We start from the raw sequence: 17,534 nt of genomic DNA, 5'->3' as shown, positions 1-17,534 counted from the left end.
CCTTTTTCTATTTATAATTCACAATTGTGGCAATCCGTCGAATTTCTATTCAGGAGGCCACCATGAAGATCGGAATTCCTCGCGAGATCAAGAACAACGAGTACCGGGTGGCCATCACCCCAGCGGGCGTACACGAATTGGTCTCGCACGGACACGAAGTCATCGTCGAATCCGAAGCAGGCGTCGGTTCGTCGTTCTGCGACACCGACTTCAAAGCGGCAGGCGCGCAGATATTCGCCGAGGCTGCCAAAGTGTGGGACGCGGCCGACCTGCTGCTCAAGGTCAAGGAGCCGATCGCCGAGGAGTACGCACTGCTCCGGCGTGATCAGGTCCTGTTCACCTTTCTGCATCTGGCTGCCTCGAAGCCCTGCATTGACGCATTGCTCGCATCGGGCACCACCGCAATCGCCTACGAGACCGTCACTGCCCCGAACGGATCACTCCCACTGCTGGCGCCGATGAGCGAGGTTGCCGGAAGGCTTGCACCGCAGGCAGGTGCCTACCATTTGATGGCCAGCGGTGGAGGCCGCGGCGTTCTCATGGGGGGAGTGCCCGGAGTGCGTCCGGCGAACGTCGTCGTCATCGGTGCAGGCGTGTCGGGGAGGAACGCCGTCGCCATCGCGCACGGCATGCACGCCGACGTCACGGTCCTCGATCTCGACGTGAAGGCGCTGCGCGGCATCGACGATCTGTACCACGGCAGCGTCAAGACGGTCGCGTCCAGCGCCTTCGAGCTCGAACAGGCCGTTCTGGCAGCCGACATGGTGATCGGGGCGGTATTGGTACCCGGGGCGAGAGCGCCGATGTTGGTCTCCGACAGTCTCGTTCAGCGCATGAAGCATGGTTCGGTGCTCGTCGACATCGCCATCGACCAGGGCGGCTGCTTCGAGAATTCGGTTCCCACTACGCACGCCGACCCGACCTACCGGGTGCACGAGTCGGTCTTCTACTGCGTCGCGAACATGCCGGGCGCTGTCCCGCGGACGTCGACCTATGCGTTGACCAACGCGACGCTGCCCTACGTCTGCGCGCTCGCCGACAAGGGTTGGGAAGAGGCATGCGAGGAGGACGCAGGCTTGCGTAACGGGCTCAGCACGCACCACGGTGATCTGTTGTCGGAGAGCGTCGCGGCAGCCTTCGCATGACTTTTCGGCTCTCCTAGCGAGAGTGCCTGCCTGCCTTTCTCGCGGTCGACTCCGACGGCTCGGGCGGCCCTCCCGGCCGGGCGAGCATAGCGGCGATGGCAGTGGTCAGCGGAACGGACAGCGCCAGCGCGATACCGCCGACCGAAGAGCGGACGATCTCGATGGCCACGGCGTCACCGGTCAGAACATCCTGGATGGATCGGCCGGTGACGCTGAACAGCAGTAGAAGTGGAAGCGCCCCACCGGCATACGCCAGCACCAGGGTGTAGACGGTGCTGGCGATATGGTCACGCCCCACGCGCATCGCGGAGGTGAAGATCTGCCGTCGCGTCGTCGTTGCGTCCGCCGAGGCGATCTCGAACGCAGTCGACGCCTGGGTGATCGTCACGTCGTTGAGGACACCGAGCGACCCGATGATGAACCCCGCAAGGAGCAATCCGGTGATGCTGACTTGTTGGATGTAGGCCTGAACGTTGGTGTTCTGTTCTTCCGACAGCCCCGTCAGGTGGGTCATCCGAATCGCAACATAGGACAACATTGCAGCCAACGCCATCGACATGAGAGTTCCGAGGAGGGCAGAACTCGTCCGCAGGTTGACGCCGTGCGCGAGGTAGAGAACGCCGTACAGAATGACAGCTCCGGAGACCAGGGCGACGGGAATCGCGGGTGCGCCGTCGAGAAGTGCAGGGAGCATGAATCCGACGAGCACGCCGAACGCCACTATCAATCCCAGCAGCGCACGAAATCCACGCCACCTCGCAACGATGCAGATGACGACGGCGAATACACCGACGATGACTGCGAGTGGCAGTCCGCGGGCGTAATCGTTGAACGAGTACTGGGTGGTTCCGGTGGGGTCGGTCTGCCGGACCAGCCGAATGCTCTCACCGGTGCGAAGGTCCGGTTGGCCGGGGCCCGGGACGACTTCGATCAGGGTCCGCGTGCCTGCATTCGGTCCTGAGTCGATCGTGACGATGCTGCGTTGGCAGTCGTATCCTGCGCTGGCAGGTGGCGTCGGGTTACCGGTGAATACGCGTCCGGACGAAGCGCTGCCGCAGGGCCCGATGTCTTGCGACACAATCGTGCCCGCTTCGCTTTGGACCGCGCGACCACCGGAGGTATTGAACGGGAGCGGGATGTCGACGTTCTGCTGGCTCGGCCACAGTGCAATTGCACCGCCGATCACGCATATTCCGATCGCGACGAGAAGCCCCACGACTATTCGTGCGGCGACGGGTCCGAGCGGTGCCGGTGCGTTGCTATGTCCGTGCCCATGACCGTGTGAATCCACGGTGACACAGTATCGGGGTGTGAAGAGCGGTCTGCAGCCTCATCGGATCTCGAACCGTTATGGAGCTCGGTGGCGGGGAGCAGGGGGGGCGTCCCCCGCCACCTTCCTGATCGCCCCGGGGGGGGGTGGGGTACGACCAGTGCTCGGGCACGCGAGGTGCCGTACGCCAATGTACAGATCTACAACTGATTTGGCAGGAGCATGCAACTGTTTTTTATGTCACTTTTCAATTAATTTCCCTACTTTACGGTCAGGTGCAGAAGTGATACCCGCAAACTTTGAACTGACAAACCTATTGCTTGTACGAAGCAAGAAAGTTGCCGAACCGTTCGATCGCCTCCGAAAGATCACGCGCCCACGGAAGCGTGACGATGCGCACATGGTCGTGTCCAGGCCAGTTGAAACCGGTGCCCTGCACCACCAGAATCTTCTCCTGCAACAGCAGATCCTGGACAAGCTTCTCGTCGTCGTAAATCTCGTGCACTTCGGGGTCGAGGCGCGGAAATGCGTACAGAGCACCGCGCGGTTTCACACACGAGACGCCGTGGATCTCATTCAACTTCTGCCACGCGACGTCACGCTGCTCGAGCAGTCGGCCACCGGGCAGAATGAGGTCATTGATGCTCTGATGTCCGCCCAGCGCCACCTGAATCGCATGTTGGGCGGGCACATTGGGGCACAGCCTGGTCGACGCCAACAGATCGATACCTTCGAGGAACCCGGCTGCATGGGCCTTGGGTCCGGTGATCGCGAGCCACCCTGCCCGGTACCCAGCCACCCGGTACGCCTTGGACAGCCCGTTGTACGTCAAGCACAGGAGGTCGGGAGCAAGGCTTGCCAACGACGTGTGTTCGGCGTCGTCGTAGAGGATGCGGTCGTAGATTTCGTCGGCCAACAGTAGAAGCTGATGCTTACGAGCCAGCTCGACGATGCCCCGCAGGATCTCCTTCGAATACACCGCACCGGTCGGGTTGTTCGGGTTGATCACCAACAGCGCCACCGTCTTGGGGGTGATCTTCGACTCGATGTCGGCGAGGTCGGGGTTCCACTCGTTTTCCTCGTCACATATGTAGTGCACGGCCTTGCCGCCCGCGAGCGTCGTCATCGCCGTCCACAGTGGGTAATCGGGTGCAGGGATCAGGACCTCGTCGCCGTCGTCGAGCAGTGCCTGCATCGTCATCGTGATGAGCTCGGACACGCCGTTACCCAGGTAGATGTCGTCGACGTCGAGCTCGGGGAAGCCAGGTTCGAGTTCGTAGCGCGTGACGATCGCACGCCGGGCGGACAGAATGCCCTTCGACTCCGAGTAGCCCTGCGCATACGGCAACGCGGCGATCATGTCACGGACTATGACGTCGGGCGCCTCGAAACCGAACGGCGCAGGGTTGCCGATATTGAGCTTGAGAATCCGATGACCTTCGGCTTCCAGTCGCGCCGCGTGGGCGTGTACCGGGCCGCGGATCTCGTACAGCACATTCTGCAGCTTGGTCGACTGCTGCAACGTGCGAGGTTGACGCGTCTGATGATTCGTCTGCGGATGGTTCACCCCCCTATCGTGCCAGGTCGGTGCCCAGCACATCCAGGCATAGTGGACCAGGCCTTTCTTGTCGGTCCAGGATGCGACAATTTTCATTATGTGCGGACGGTATGCCAGTACCCAGAGCGATCGTGACCTACGGGCAGTCTTCGACATTGCCGAGACCATCGGCGAAGAACTGCCCCCGGCGTACAACGTGGCGCCCACGCAGACCGTGCGAACCATTCTCGAGCGCGCACCCAAAGACGAACCCGAGGCCGACGCCGTACGGCAGTTGCGTTCGGTCCGCTGGGGTCTGATCCCGTCGTGGTCCAAGGACATCAAGATCGGCAGCAGGCTCATCAACGCGAGATCCGAGACGATCACCGAGAAGCCGGCATTCAAGAAGGCCGCAGCCCGTAGGCGATGCATCGTCCCGGCCGACGGATACTACGAGTGGGAGAAGCGCGAAGGCAGCAAAGTGCCCTACTTCCTGCACTCCGAACGACTCCTGGAGATGGCCGGCCTGTACGAGCTGTGGCGCGACCCGACGAAATCCGAGGAGGACCCGGATCGATGGGTCTGGTCGGTCACGGTATTGACGGCTCCCGCCGCGGACGCGCTCGGTCACATTCACGATCGCTCCCCGGTGATCGTGCCGGAGTCCCTCCGGTCCGAGTGGCTGGACCCGGCGATGACCGATCTGGGTTCGGTCCAGGAGATGCTGGCCGCTATCCCCGAACCGAGCTTGGTGCCCTACGAGGTGAGCTCCGCGGTCAACAGCGTCAAGAACGACAACCCCGATCTGCTTCAACCGGTCGGCTAGTTCCATCGTTGCCGGCACGAAGGTGCGCACGGTGCGGGGGAGGGACTCACCTACCCTGGTCGGTGTGACCTCTGCAGCGCTGCCCTTCGGATCCTGGCCATCCCCGATTTCCGCCGTCGATCTCTCCGCCAGCGGACACCCCGTCGAAGGGGGTCGGTTCGTCGGCGATGAGGTGTGGTGGTCGGAGATGCGGCCGACCGAAGGTGGGCGCACCACCATTTGCCGCATCGAGAACGGTGGTGTTACTGCACTACTGCCCGAGCCTTTCAACGCGCGCACCCGTGTTCACGAATACGGGGGTGGGGCGTGGACCGCGACCGATGACGGTCGGATCGTGTTCTCGGAGTTCACCGATCAACGTGTCTATATCGGCAAGCCCGGCGAGACACCGGTGGCGTTGACCCCGGCGCCTGCCGTGGCGGCAGCGGTTCGATACGGCGAACTGTCGATTGTCGGCAACGAAGTGCTGGCGGTTCGGGAAACCCACGACGGGGCGAAGGTTTCCCGCGACATCTGTGCGATTGCAGTCGACGGTTCCGGCGTTCGATCGCTGGCCTCGGGATCGGACTTCCTGGCGTACCCGAGGCTCTCGCCGAATGGGAACACGCTGGCGTTCGTCGCCTGGAACCACCCGCAGATGCCCTGGGATGGAACCGAACTCCGAATCGTCGATCTGGCCACCGGAGTGTCTCGAACAATCCTCGGCGGTACCGAGGAATCGGTGCTGCAACCGGAGTGGATCGACGACGAATCGCTGTACGTCATCAGTGACCGATCCGGATGGTGGAATCTTTACCGGACATCCGTCGATGCAGACCTAGTGGCTTTACATACAGCGGATGCGGACTTCGGTGCTCCGCTGTGGCAGCTCGGCGCACAGTGGTACTCGGTGCTCGACGACGGAAAGCTCCTGACAGTCAGGACCTTCGGCACCGATACGCTCGGCATCCTCGATCCCATCACCGGATCGCTCGACGACATCGACCTCGACGGGCTCACCTCCATTTCCCTCAGTGGCCGCCGCGGCTCGTCCGTGTTGCTGCGCACGGGCGGTGCACACAATGCCAGCGGGCTGCGACTGTTGGATCTCGACACGCGCTCGCTGGTGGAAATCCGCTCGGGGCGGGAGACGATTCCCGACGCCGCCTACCTCCCGCAGGGCGAGCCGATGACCTTCCAAGGCCCACAGCGCGAGGTCCATGCGATCGCCTACGCGCCGCGCAACCCCGAATACCACGGACTCGAAGGAGAATTGCCGCCCTACGTGGCATTCGTCCATGGAGGCCCGACGGCCCACGTCGCGCCCGCGCTCAACCCGGTATTCGCATACTTCACCAGCCGCGGAATCGGAGTTGTCGACGTCAACTACGGCGGATCGAGCGGATACGGGCGGGAATACCGTAACCGTCTCCGCGGTCAGTGGGGAGTGGTCGACGTCGAGGACACGATCGCGGCAGTGCAAGGCCTCGCCGACGCCGGCTTCGCAGATCCAACCAGACTCGCGATCGAAGGCGGATCGGCAGGAGGCTGGACCGTGCTGGCGGCACTCACATCCTCGGATGTATTCGCTTGCGGTGCTTCGTACTATGGTGTTGCCGAACTGGAAATGTTCGTCGCCGAGACTCATGACTTCGAATCACGGTACATCGACAGCCTGATCGGACCGCTCCCCGACACGATCGACCTGTACCGAAGTCGCGCACCGATCAACAACGTCGACGGATTGTCCTGCCCCGTACTGTTGCTGCAAGGGCTCTCCGACCCGATCGTGCCGCCGTCACAGGCCGAACGATTCCGGGATGCACTCGTACGCAAAGGCATTCGGCACGCATACCTGGCGTACGAGGGTGAATCGCACGGCTTCCGCAAATTGGAGACACAGGTTCACGCGCGGGAATCCGAACTATCTTTTTACGGTCAAGTGCTCGGCTTCACCCCGCCCGGAATCCCTCAGCTCGAATTGTGGAGGCCCTGAGCGTCGTTCGGTTTGGAGCGCGCACCCTTTTTGGTAACCGTGACCGGTTGTTCGCGTCCGAGCGCGGGGGTGCGCTTGGGAAAAAGGGTGCGCGCTCAGCGGGTTATCGCGGTCGGCGGCGGCGACTTGGCCGCTCTTAGCGCTGCGGCTTCGATTTTTCGACGAATCTCGATCGGCGCAGACAAGTCCGCCCACGTCAGACGGACCACTTGAATGCCGGCGTCGCGTATCGCGTCCTCGCGAAGCTTTTCGCGCCACACCACCTCGTGTGCGGTCGAGCCTTCGGGGACTAGTCGTCCGTATTTGATCTTGCCGTCGAACTCGCATGCCGTCGTGATAGCTCGAAGGTAGAAGTCGACGCGTGCGATCGATTTACCCTGCACGACAATCGAAGTCTGCAGCTCGGGACGGTAGCCGAGCTCGGCCAGTGCCACGCGAGTTCGAGATTCCCCGACGCTTTCCGCACGACCGTTCATGAAGTTGGCCACCCGTAACCCGGCTGCGTTCCCGGAATGCGTCGGGCGGAGATCCAGTGCGTTCACCACCTCGGCCGTGGTCAGATTGTGTAGCCGAGCGGCTTCGTCGGCCGCGCACACCGCAGGCTCGAACTTTTCGGAGCGTGCGATATCGGCGATGGTTCGTCCGAGACTCGTCACTCGAATACCGTCGACGTCCACTATCTCGTGTGGATGGTATGGCGAACAGTGTAGGACGCGAACCGAACTCGTGCGCGCTCCACTTCTGCGATTGCGTGTGACGTGCACTTTCCTCAAAGGCAGGCCCCACACCGACAGGCCATGGACGACGGCCGCCGAGACGTGACTGAGCACGGCATCAGGGGTGCGAGCCGCGCCGAATACTGCCTCGGCGATCACGCGGTGCTTGTCGACGGCACCGAGCGCGTCGAACTCGTCTCGGCTCACGAACGCCCCTGGGCGCAAACGCTTCCATGACTCGGTTCGGCAATAACGCTGTAGTTCGGAGTCGGTGATTCCGCGGGTGAGGGCGTCCTGCCGGCGAACGATTCGGGTCACGTGCTCATAGTCGTCAGCGATCCAGCTCAGGGCAATGGCCTGTGTATGGATCTGTGGATAACGCGAGCGCGCATCCTTTTTCACAAGTAAACCCCCTTTCTCTGAGGCGAGAAAGGGGGTGCACTTGCGAAAAAGGGTGTTCGGTTACTTCTTTCGGCCCGGAGCCTTCGCGCCCGCTCGGAATCCGAGACCGCCCGGCTTGGCGGCTGGGGGAGCAGCAGGTGCGTCACCGTTCGAGGGCTGTGCACTCTCGCCTGTCGAAGCGGTCGGCTCCTTGGCCTCGGCTTCGTTCGACACTGCAGGCTCGGACTCGACAGCTACTGGAGCCTCTACTACCGGTGCCTCTGCCGCCGGCTTGCCCGGTGCCTTGGCGCCTGGCTTCTTGTAGCCGGACTTGACTGCCAGGCCCTTGGCCTTGACGGTCGGCTTCGATTCGACGGCTGCTGAAGCTTCGGTCGCTGCCGGTGCCTCTGCTGACGGGGCCTCGGTTGCCGCCGGTGCCTCAGCCTCGACTGCTGGTGCCTCGGTTGCCTCAGCCGGCTTGCCCGGTGCCTTGGCGCCAGGCTTCTTGTAGCCGGACTTGACTGCGAGGCCCTTGGCCTTGACGGTCGGCTTCGATTCAGCAGCTGCCGGGGCCTCGGTCGCTGCCGGTGCCTCTGCTGCCGGAGCCTCGGTTGCCTCAGCCGGCTTGCCCGGTGCCTTGGCGCCCGGCTTCTTGAAGCCGGACTTCATGGCAAGACCCTTCGGCTTGACGGTCGGCTTGGTTTCCGTCGCTTCTGCCGAGGATTCCGTTGCCGACTTATTCGCTGCGGGTGCTGCAGCCTCCGCTGCCGAAGCTTCGGCGGCCGGTGCAGCAGCCTTGGCGCCAGGTGCCTTGCCTTTCACCTGAAGGCCCTTGCCACCTGGTGCTTTCGCGCCACCGGCCATACCGAGGCCCTTGGGCTTGGCTGCTGGCGGCGCGGCTTCTGCCTCGGGCGCAGCGGGTGTCGTGGCAGCTCCCGGTGCCTTCGCTCCCGGTGCTTTCGCGAGGCCCTTCATCTTCAGGCCACCGGCCTTGGGTGCCGGAGCTGCCGGTGCGGATGCCGACTCTGCGGGCTCTTCGACGGGCTGGACGCGCTCGGCTTCTTCGACCTCAGCGGCTTCCTCGGTGACGATGTCGGCCTGTGCAGGCTTCTCTCGTGGAATCACCTTGATGTTCTCGCCCAGAACCGAGGACTCGACGCGAGTGATCGACTCGAGCATCAGCTGCGCGACGTCGACGACCTCGACGCCTTCGTGTTCGCCACCCTCTTGGCGTGCGGTGACGCCGTCGGTGAGCATGACGCGGCAGAACGGACAACCGGTCGCGATCTTCTTCGGGTTCATGCTGAGCGCTTCGTCGACCCGGTCGACGTTGATGCGCTTGCCGATGTTCTCTTCCATCCACATACGAGCGCCACCGGCGCCGCAGCACATGGACCGTTCGCCGTGTCGTGGCATTTCCTTCAGGTTGGCACCCGAGGCTGCCATGAGTTCACGAGGAGCGTCGTAGACCTTGTTGTGACGTCCGAGGAAGCACGGGTCGTGGTATGTGATGTCCTGGCTGACCGACGCGACCGGGATCAGCTTCTTCTGACGGACGAGACGGTTGAGGAGCTGAGTGTGGTGCACGACCTCGTAGTCGCCACCGACCTGTGGGTACTCGTTGCCGAGCGCGTTGAAGCAGTGCGCACAGGTGACGACGATCTTTCGCTGCTTCTGCTCGACGCCGTCGAACAGGTTGTTCAGCGTCTCGATGTTCTGCATCGCGAGCTGCTGGAACAGGAATTCGTTACCGGCACGGCGCGCGGAGTCGCCGGTGCAGGTTTCGTCGGCGCCGAGGACCAGAAACTTGACTCCCGCAGTGGCGAGAAGCTCTGCGACGGCCTTGGTGGTCTTCTTGGCGCGGTCCTCGTAGGCACCGGCGCAACCGACCCAGAACAGGTACTCGTAGTCCTGGAAGGAATCGGCATCCTGCCCGAAGACGGGGATGTCGAAGTCCATCTCTTTGATCCAGTTGAGGCGGTCCTTGGAGTTCTGGCCCCAGGGGTTGCCCTTGTTCTCCAGGTTCTTGAACAGGCCTGCGAGCTCGGATGGGAACTCCGATTCGATGAGCACCTGGTAGCGACGCATGTCGAGGATGTGGTCGACGTGCTCGATGTCCACGGGGCACTGTTCGACGCAGGCGCCGCACTGGGTGCAGCTCCACAGTGTCTCGGGGTCGATGATGCCGCCGTCGATGGCTTCGGCGACGAGCTTGCGATCGGCTTCGTCGCGGGCTGACTGCGGGATCTTGTCGAGCTTGGCCTGGTCGGGTTTGCCTTCGGCGTCGACGAGTCCGATTTCGTCGCCTGCCATGTCCTTCTTGCCGCCGGCAAGAAGGTATGGGGCTTTGACCTGGCTGTGATCGCGCAGCGACATGATGAGCAGCTTGGGTGAGAGTGGCTTGCCGGTGTTCCAGGCGGGGCACTGCGACTGGCAGCGACCGCACTCGGTGCAGGTGGTGAAGTCGAGCCAGCCCTTCCAGCTGAAGTCCTCGATCTTGCCGGCGCCGAATGCGTCGACGTCGGGGTCGGCCTCTTCCATCACGAGGACCTTGCCGCCGGACATCATCGGCTTGGCTGCGCCGAGGGCGGCGGTGCCGTCGTCCTCACGCTTGAAGTAGATATTGGGGAACGCGGTGAAGCGGTGCCATGCGACGCCCCAGTCGATGTTCTGGCCGACGTAGTAGAGCCAGATCATGCCGGACATCAGCTTGATGAAGGCGAAGACCGAGACCATGACGACGCTGGCCGGAAGGATCTTGGCGACGTTCATCGTGAAGAAGTCGGTCCACGGGTTCGCGTGGCCGTAGGTGGCGATCTTGCCTGCCTTGACGAAGATCATGCCGAGGCCCTCGACGAGAACGACGGCCTCGACGAAGTAGGCAGCGCGGAACCGGGAGCCGGCGAAGCGCGACTGGCGCTCGGCCTTGCGAGGATGATTGAGCTGGCGAATGGTGATGAGAACGAGGATGCCGACGACGGTGCCGATGCCGAGAATCTCGTCCATCAGGTGGTAGATGGCCCAGTTGCCGAAGATGGGCCAGTGAAACTCGGGGTTGAACGTCTGGCCGTATGCCTCGAACCAGAAGACGGCTCCGAGCATGAAACCGACCATGACGAGCCAGTGCGCCCAGCCGACGGTGCGGAACTTGACCATTTTGGTGTGTGCGGCGAACTCGACGATCATCTGCTTGAAGCGAGGGATGATCGGGCGCCAGCGGTCCGGAGCGGGTTGCCCGAGGCGCACGATGTTGAACATCTTCAATCCACCGCGGATGAAGGAGTACCAACACACGAGACTGAGCAGCGCACCGAACGTGCCCAACGAAATCGTCACGGCGTTCATGTAAGCGGCCTTTCGTTATTTAGGCAGCGGGGGAGCTGCCTCGGGTCGAGCCCGACAAGCGTACGACTTTTCAGGTTACTCGCCAGTAATAAGGTTTGCGTACTGGTGGGTAACTTAGCAACGCGGAGATCGCTCTGCGCTGGTGGATCGCCGGATCGTTCAACTTTCCGGTGGGCTGAACCGGTCGGTAGAGTGCGTCCTGGTGGTCACGTTATGCGTAGGGCGAACACCGGTGTTCGAGAAGGCAGTCCTAAGTTCGCTCGCATTGCCTTCTTCGAGGGTTCGGATCGGCGGTCACCGACGCACGGTCGTAGTCCAAGTTCGGTACCGAATCGTGTCCATTGTTTGTGTCAGAGGGTTCAGATGTGACAAATGAGAACTATTGTGACTCGAAAAGAACGCGAGAGGATAACGATCGGTCGAGTTGTAGGTTATGCTGCTGCCGCACCGACTAACTCGCGGATTCGGTCTTGGGGTGTTTCTGCGTCTGCGGGGCAACTCTGTTCGACAACAGCCGGGCTCGATTTGCATAGAAACGGAAACAATCTCCAGATGAAACTCAGCAAAATGGTCGTCACATCGGTGCTCGTTGCCGCGGCGATGGGGCTCGCCAGCGGAACAGCCTATGCAGATCCGACTCCGGCGGCGCCAGAGGCTCCTGCACAGGACATCGGCTACGAGTCGAACCTCGAAGATCGCACCATCGTCACCACGATCGATGCGGGCGTCTTCAAGGTCGCCGACGACGGCAAGACCGTCGACGTGCTCGATCAGGCAGAGAACGTAGTCGTCACCCTGCCGCTCAGCTTCAATCTCGGCGGCATGAGCTTCCCGTACGAGCAGAACGTCGACAACGACGGCAAGACGCTCCGTCTCGTTCCTCAGCTCGATCTGACCAAGGCCTCGGCCAACTCCCGCACGCTCGGTGCAACGCAGGTCGCCTCGGCCGAAGAAAATTCAAAGGCCCAAGAGGTCTTCGCGTCGCAGCTTGGTATTGCGACCGCTATCGGTGGCTTCACTGGAACCGCAATCGGTTTCGGTATCGGTCTCATCGGCTTCCTTGCGGGCCCCGTCGGGATCGGTACTGTGCCAGCTTTCGCTGCAATTGGTGGAATCATTGGCACAATCGTCGCCGGCGGACCAACCTTGGTCGTGGCAGGAATCGATCTGCTCAACACCCTGAACGCTGCCCCGGGAACCACGCAGTTCGCGAAGTAGTTTCTCCACTCTCTTGCTCCAATGAGCCGGCCACCTCGACGAGGTGGCCGGCTCATTCGCGTTCCAGGTCAGCCGAATCGAACACCCGGGTCTGTCCATCTGATTCCCGACACCTCGATGATCACCAGGTAGCCGAACGACGCCGCCGACTGCGATCGCTCCGAGCCAGGACTGGTGCGCCTCGTGTGAATGAAGCCGTGTGAAGGTGCCCGACTGTCCGCGGCGATATCTGACGCGATGTCCGTCGAATTGAACACTGCCAGGACAGGTTTCGGCCCACGGGTGCGTGTGGAGACCCTCAGTCCGCGTGTCGGTTGTTCGGATGAATGTTTTGGTTTTCTTTGCAATCCCTTGGTACTTTGTTGGAGTGGAAACAGGCGTCACTGCAGTTACGATGCATGTCCACTCCGAGCCCTCGTCCATCGAATCCGAGTGGTCCGCGCTCGCTGACCGGGTCGGGACGGTGTTCTCGTCGAGGCCGAGCTTTGTGGTCAATGTTGCGCATGCGTTGAGTCTCGACTTCGAATTGGTGGCGATTCGTCGAGATGGGCGTTTGGTTGCGTCGGCAGCTTTGTCTCTGGTGCGCCGAGGGCCGTTCACTCTCGCAAAGGTGATCGGGACCGGTTTGGGAGTGCCGATCGAATTTCTCAGCGAGGATCCCGAAGCCTCCGACTCGTTGCTCGACGCCATTGCATCCCTCGGCTACATGGTCGATGCGGATTCGATGATTGCTAACGATCCCACCGTGCTGAGGCTCGCGCAGCACCCGTCGTGGACAGTCGAGATGATGGTGCGTGAACGTGTCCCGGTCATCGATCTGGCTGTCGGGCAGAGTGCCTCGGGCATTCGAAGTGCGAAGTCGCTGAAGAGGCTTCGCCAATACCGCAGCGAGGTGCAGCGTCGGTCGTCGTTCCGGGTCGAGGAGATCACCGAGGTCTCGCATCTGGACGCTCGGTGGAACGACATCTTGGAGGTAGCGGTCCGCGGGATCGCCGGCACCACGAAGATCAACTATCTGACTGCGCCGCACGGCGAGTTCGCTCATGACTTCCTACGGAGCGAGGCGCGAGCGGGCAGGCTCTGCATTGCAGGTCTGGTGATCGACGGGCAATGGGCAGCCCACGAGATCGGGCTGCGAACAGGCTCACGGATGGAAGGGTGGCTCACGCATTACGACCCGTCGGTCGGGCGGTGCCAACCCGGCCATCAACTGATCGAATGGTTCGCGAACAATCACGACGAACTGGGCGTCGACGCACTCGACCAGGGAGTAGGCGTCAACGAGATCAAATCGGCTTGGGCCACATCGGATTACGAGCTCGTTCGAGTGTCTGCGGTACCGACGGCCTGGGTCATGTCCGGGGTGCTGGTCCGACTTCTTCGCCAGCTTCCCCCGGCCCTCTCGCGCATGCGACGGTACGTCCAGCGCTTTCGGTGACTCGCCCCCGGGCGGAGCGGACTATTTTCAGTCGAGCGAGGCAGTCCTGACGGTTGTGCCTGTTTCTGCCGCAACCTGATCGATCGGGATTCCCAAGCTTGCCGTGCCACCGAACTGGGCGAGTGCAAGGTTGGCCTCGGTGCAATCCGGTGCGCCGCCACTGTTGGAGCCGCTGGTGATTCCCAGAGCGAGCGTTCCCGTCACGATGGCGCCACCACTGTCACCCGCGAGAGTGCATGCGGTACTTGCGAAGCCGCGAACGGTGCGGCTGGTGCCGTCGTCCATGAACAGTTGGGTCTCGACGCGGTCTGCGGCAACTACCCCGCAGGTGAACGAGGACGACTGACCGGACTTGCAGACGGGCGCTCCGACGACGGGGGAAGCAGTGCCGGTGATGGTCACCGTGCTGCCGTTGGCTCCGCGGACGGTCGGCTTGTCGAGACCGGAGGAGGTGCCGTTGTCGTTGAGTGAGATGACCGACCAGTCGAGTGCGCTGGGGGATCCGAGGCTGGACTTGGCGAAGGTGCCGATTTGGGTGCTCTCGTGCACGTTGGCCGGGTTGGGCAGGTAGACCGGTGCGCCGCCTACGCCGGTGGAGGCATTCGGATTGCAATGCCCTGCACTGAGGTTGACCGATTCGCCGGAGCCCGATGTGGCGTTGAATCCGAAGGAACAGACGCTGATGTCGGTGGGCGCGGTGTCCTTGATGGGACCCGAGGTGGTGACGTAGGTGTCTCCTCCCATCGGTGTGGGATCGGTGGGCTTGGGTCCACCCGGCGACAAATTGACCTTCAGGTTCGCCAGCAGTGTCGGAAGGTTGAGCGCGTTGCCGATGGGACTGTTCGCGAGGTCGATGACGATCTGATTGTCCAAAACGTCGATCGAGGTGCCGTTGACCTGACTGGCGACCTCGCGAGGCAAGGTGGAGATCCAGTTGTTCAGGTCCGTGAGGGACCGTTCCAGCCCGTCTGCCGAGACTGGGGCCTGCGCGGACTCGTAGCCGTCCTGCGCCACGGCATGGGCGGCGTCCTGAGATGTCACTGCGACGACTGCCTTGCCGTCGGGACCTATCCAGGCACCAGCGAAGTCGGCTGGTCGGTTGGCGCGGAAATCCGTTGCGTAAGTGGACAACTCCTGCGCACGGGCTGCGCGATCGAGGTACTCCTGGGGAGAGATTTTCAGATCGCGTTCTACAGCCTCTGCGAGTTCACGCGGCAACTGATCTGCGGCAGACTGGTCGACTCCACTGTCGGGCTCGGCCGAGGCCGGTGCAGAGAAGGTACCGAAGAGTAAAAACGCCGTCGAACAAACCACCGCTGCGCGCAGTGCCCCCGTGTTACGCATGAAATCCCTTCATCAGGTGCTGGCCGTCAGCGCCCCACCTTAGGCCATAGGTCACAAAAATTTATGAACGGTATGGTCAGCGGCCTGGCAGGGAAAGATCGGGAAACGTGAAGTCGGGAAAAGTCAGCCGTGGTGGCTGCGTTTTCGTCGGCGGGGGTGGTAATGAGGGTTCGACCGGATCGGGCGCAACGGTCTCCGGGGCGGGCGGGGGAAGTGGCTGCGCCGGAATCGTCTCGACGATCGGCGGCGCAGGATTCGGCGGCGCAGGAGTCGGCACCGATTCCGGGCTCGGCAATTCGCTGGGTGGGGCGCCGAAGGTCGGAATCGGCACGGCAGCGGCGGGGACAGGCGTCGGCGACGATTCGGTTGTCGGTGTGGCGCCCGCATCGGTGATCGTGGGGGGAGCGACGCCGGCTCCGTCGCTGAATGCACCCATGGCCGCGGCGATACCGATCGAGACGAGAACGAGCGCGACGGCAGCCGCTGTCACGATGGCGATGGGGCGCTTGGAGTTCGGTGATTCCGTCGACTGTGTACTTTCGTGCGCCGGTGGACCCTGCACCGGGATCGCCTCCGAGAATGCCAAGGCGGGCGCGGGAGTGACGACGGGCAGTGCGTCGGTATCGGCCGAATCTGCTGGGACCGGGTACATGGCTTCGACGATTCCCAGCGCACCGCGGGTGACGGTGACCTGGTCGAGGTCACCGGAGTTCGATCGAAAAAATTCCCGCGCAGCAGACTCGTCCGAGATCAGCGTGACCTGATCGAGGTCGACGCGGTCGAGGGCGTCCCGCACCGAGTCGATCGCGCGAGAACTCCAGGTGTTCGGGTGTGTCAGGACTGCGTGCGGCACGGTGCCACCGTGCTCGGCGGTCACCGCGTTCACGAGGCAGAAGGCGGCGGTCGCGACGAGATCTTCGGCGCGGAACTCTTGACCGCTGTCCTCTGGCTCGTCGACGCGGCCGAAGAATCCGACGAGGGGCGTCGAGTCCGCTGACGCGTCGGCTCCGAGTCGCGCGGTGCCGTCGCCGGAGTAGGACAGGGCGGTGTCGGTGACGAATACCGACGGGTGCTCGCTTCGGGTACGTCGATGGACTGCCACCGACACTCCGTCGGCGATCGTCATCGCCAGGTATCCGGTCATGGTGTCGGCTTCGCCATGGTGTCGTCCTGCTGACTGTCCGGGGTGGTGCCGCCGGACTCCGGGGGCTTCTCCGGATCGATCGGATCGGTCGGCTTCTCCGGGCTCGGCACGACCACCTCCGGCTTGTCGACGTCCGGCTCCACGGTCTTCGGCGTGGTCGTTTCCGGCCTGGTTTCGACCGAGGTCTTCGGGGCGGGCTCGGTCGTCGGAGGTGTGACGACGTCCGAGGTCCGAGGCGGTTTCGGGGGCTCAGTGGTGGGCGCAGGGGTCGGGGCGAGGATCTGTGCGGTCGATGGTTCGAGGAACGGTACGACCGTGGGGAACGGAATCTGCGAACTCGGTCGGACGATCGGAACGGTGGCCTCGGCGATCTGTGCGCTGTCGATCTCTGGAATCGACGGCCCGGAAGTGTCCTGAATCAACAGTGCCGTCAGGCCCGCGCCGAGCGTCAGCAGGGCTGCGAACGCGGCCGCCGCAAGGATGGGGGTGCGTGTCCACAGTGGGCGCACCGGAGTCCGCAGCGGTATTTCCTCGGTCACTGCCTCGATGGGGAACTCGGCGGCGAGCACCGCAGCGCCACGTGCGGCTGCGATACCGGAATCCGATCCGGCCCACCTGACATCGAGTCCTCCTGCCCAGGCTGCGCGCGCTTCGGACTCGGAGACGAGTGCGACGTGGTCGAGGCCGACGCGGCTCATGGCCATCCGCACTGCCGAGACCTGTTCCGCCGTCCAGCGGGCCGGGAATGTCGCCGCAGCTGCGAGCGTGTCCACCGGGGTGCCGATGGACTGGGCGACGTCGGCGAGAAGGCACCGAAGTGCCATCGCGACGAGGTCGCCGGGGGCATGATCACTCGATGCTTCTTCACCGATCGCGTCGACGAATCCGGTGAACTCGACCGCATCGGGGTCGACGGTTCGACCGAGCGAAGCCGAACCGTCGGCATGGACGTAGAGAACAGTGTCGTGCAGGGAGGCGACGTGCAGGGAAGGACTCGAATGCGCGGCCCGCGATACCGCTGCGATCGCGCGCTGATTGTCGATGTACATGCCGACGTCGGGTAATACGTGTGCGGGCGGATGGGCCTGCACCGGTTCGGCGGACCGATTTATCATCGCTACTGCTACCTCGTCGTCTACATATGCCTTGTGGGCGGAGTACTGAGATAGATGTCGTGTGCAGGCCCGCAGAAGTT

At 63.0% G+C, this 17,534-nt stretch carries 13 protein-coding genes; 5 read left to right on the top strand and 8 right to left on the bottom strand.

Annotated features, from left to right (window positions below):
* Positions 1-62 precede the first annotated feature (62 nt).
* Positions 63-1,145 carry an alanine dehydrogenase gene (ald, locus tag E5720_RS07255; RefSeq protein ID WP_136170094.1) on the top strand — a complete coding sequence of 361 codons (1,083 nt, stop codon included), beginning with the start codon at positions 63-65 and terminating at the stop codon, positions 1,143-1,145.
* Between the two features lie 13 nt (positions 1,146-1,158).
* Here ald and E5720_RS07250 read toward each other — a convergent pair whose 3' ends face one another.
* Positions 1,159-2,436, bottom strand: coding sequence for a YibE/F family protein (locus E5720_RS07250; RefSeq protein ID WP_136170093.1), 1,278 nt, complete (start codon positions 2,434-2,436; stop codon positions 1,159-1,161).
* Between the two features lie 292 nt (positions 2,437-2,728).
* A complete protein-coding gene (locus E5720_RS07245) occupies positions 2,729-3,982 on the bottom strand; it encodes a pyridoxal phosphate-dependent aminotransferase (RefSeq protein WP_136170092.1) in 1,254 nt (417 codons plus the stop codon).
* A gap of 88 nt (positions 3,983-4,070) precedes the next feature.
* On the opposite strand from E5720_RS07245, the gene E5720_RS07240 reads away from it, so the two are divergent.
* Positions 4,071-4,778: an SOS response-associated peptidase gene (locus E5720_RS07240; RefSeq protein ID WP_136170091.1), complete on the top strand. Its 708-nt coding sequence runs from the start codon at positions 4,071-4,073 to the stop codon at positions 4,776-4,778.
* 64 nt (positions 4,779-4,842) lie between these two features.
* Entirely contained in the window at positions 4,843-6,753 is a 1,911-nt protein-coding gene (locus E5720_RS07235; RefSeq protein ID WP_136170090.1) for a prolyl oligopeptidase family serine peptidase, read from the top strand.
* 95 nt (positions 6,754-6,848) lie between these two features.
* On the opposite strand, the gene E5720_RS07230 is transcribed toward E5720_RS07235, so the two are convergent.
* Both E5720_RS07230 and E5720_RS07225 read right to left on the bottom strand, forming a co-directional pair.
* Positions 6,849-7,871: a hypothetical protein gene (locus tag E5720_RS07230; RefSeq protein ID WP_247596203.1), complete on the bottom strand. Its 1,023-nt coding sequence runs from the start codon at positions 7,869-7,871 to the stop codon at positions 6,849-6,851.
* 60 nt (positions 7,872-7,931) lie between these two features.
* Entirely contained in the window at positions 7,932-11,195 is a 3,264-nt protein-coding gene (locus tag E5720_RS07225; RefSeq protein ID WP_136170089.1) for a (Fe-S)-binding protein, read from the bottom strand.
* A 552-nt stretch (positions 11,196-11,747) separates the two neighbouring features.
* Between E5720_RS07225 and E5720_RS07220 the strand changes: the two genes are divergently transcribed.
* Complete coding sequence (locus E5720_RS07220) at positions 11,748-12,413, top strand: ammonium transporter (protein ID WP_136170088.1); 666 nt, start codon at positions 11,748-11,750, stop codon at positions 12,411-12,413.
* A 68-nt stretch (positions 12,414-12,481) separates the two neighbouring features.
* Here the strand turns inward: E5720_RS07220 and E5720_RS07215 are convergent, their stop codons facing one another.
* Positions 12,482-12,670, bottom strand: a complete 189-nt coding sequence (locus E5720_RS07215) for a hypothetical protein (RefSeq protein WP_136170087.1) — start codon at positions 12,668-12,670, stop codon at positions 12,482-12,484.
* Positions 12,671-12,780: 110 nt separating this feature from the next.
* On the opposite strand from E5720_RS07215, the gene E5720_RS07210 reads away from it, so the two are divergent.
* Positions 12,781-13,851 (top strand): GNAT family N-acetyltransferase, encoded by a 1,071-nt coding sequence (locus E5720_RS07210; protein WP_168708293.1) that lies wholly within the window; start codon positions 12,781-12,783, stop codon positions 13,849-13,851.
* 27 nt (positions 13,852-13,878) lie between these two features.
* Here E5720_RS07210 and E5720_RS07205 read toward each other — a convergent pair whose 3' ends face one another.
* From E5720_RS07205 to E5720_RS07195, 3 genes are all read right to left on the bottom strand, one after another.
* Entirely contained in the window at positions 13,879-15,195 is a 1,317-nt protein-coding gene (locus E5720_RS07205; RefSeq protein WP_210729968.1) for a S1 family peptidase, read from the bottom strand.
* A 76-nt stretch (positions 15,196-15,271) separates the two neighbouring features.
* Positions 15,272-16,339, bottom strand: a complete 1,068-nt coding sequence (locus tag E5720_RS07200) for a hypothetical protein (protein ID WP_136170085.1) — start codon at positions 16,337-16,339, stop codon at positions 15,272-15,274.
* The gene (locus E5720_RS07195; RefSeq protein ID WP_136170084.1) at positions 16,336-17,454 is read right to left on the bottom strand and encodes a hypothetical protein; all 1,119 of its coding nucleotides are present in this window, start codon (positions 17,452-17,454) and stop codon (positions 16,336-16,338) included. Before E5720_RS07195 ends, E5720_RS07200 begins: the two co-directional genes overlap by 4 nt.
* Between the last annotated feature and the right edge of the window lie 80 nt (positions 17,455-17,534).

The sequence above is a fragment of the Rhodococcus sp. PAMC28707 genome (assembly GCF_004795915.1).
Classification (GTDB): domain Bacteria; phylum Actinomycetota; class Actinomycetes; order Mycobacteriales; family Mycobacteriaceae; genus Rhodococcoides.
This window is presented reverse-complemented; position numbering and strand designations above follow the sequence as displayed.

What these genes read in the sequence shown, in the direction of transcription:
- ald (WP_136170094.1), top strand. Translation starts at nt 63, where the DNA reads ATGAAGATCGGAATTCCTCGCGAGATCAAGAACAACGAGTACCGGGTG.
- E5720_RS07240 (WP_136170091.1), top strand. Translation starts at nt 4,071, where the DNA reads ATGTGCGGACGGTATGCCAGTACCCAGAGCGATCGTGACCTACGGGCA.
- E5720_RS07225 (WP_136170089.1), bottom strand. Translation starts at nt 11,195, where the DNA reads ATGAACGCCGTGACGATTTCGTTGGGCACGTTCGGTGCGCTGCTCAGT.
- E5720_RS07220 (WP_136170088.1), top strand. Translation starts at nt 11,748, where the DNA reads ATGAAACTCAGCAAAATGGTCGTCACATCGGTGCTCGTTGCCGCGGCG.
- E5720_RS07205 (WP_210729968.1), bottom strand. Translation starts at nt 15,195, where the DNA reads ATGCGTAACACGGGGGCACTGCGCGCAGCGGTGGTTTGTTCGACGGCG.
- E5720_RS07200 (WP_136170085.1), bottom strand. Translation starts at nt 16,339, where the DNA reads ATGACCGGATACCTGGCGATGACGATCGCCGACGGAGTGTCGGTGGCA.
- E5720_RS07195 (WP_136170084.1), bottom strand. Translation starts at nt 17,454, where the DNA reads ATGATAAATCGGTCCGCCGAACCGGTGCAGGCCCATCCGCCCGCACAC.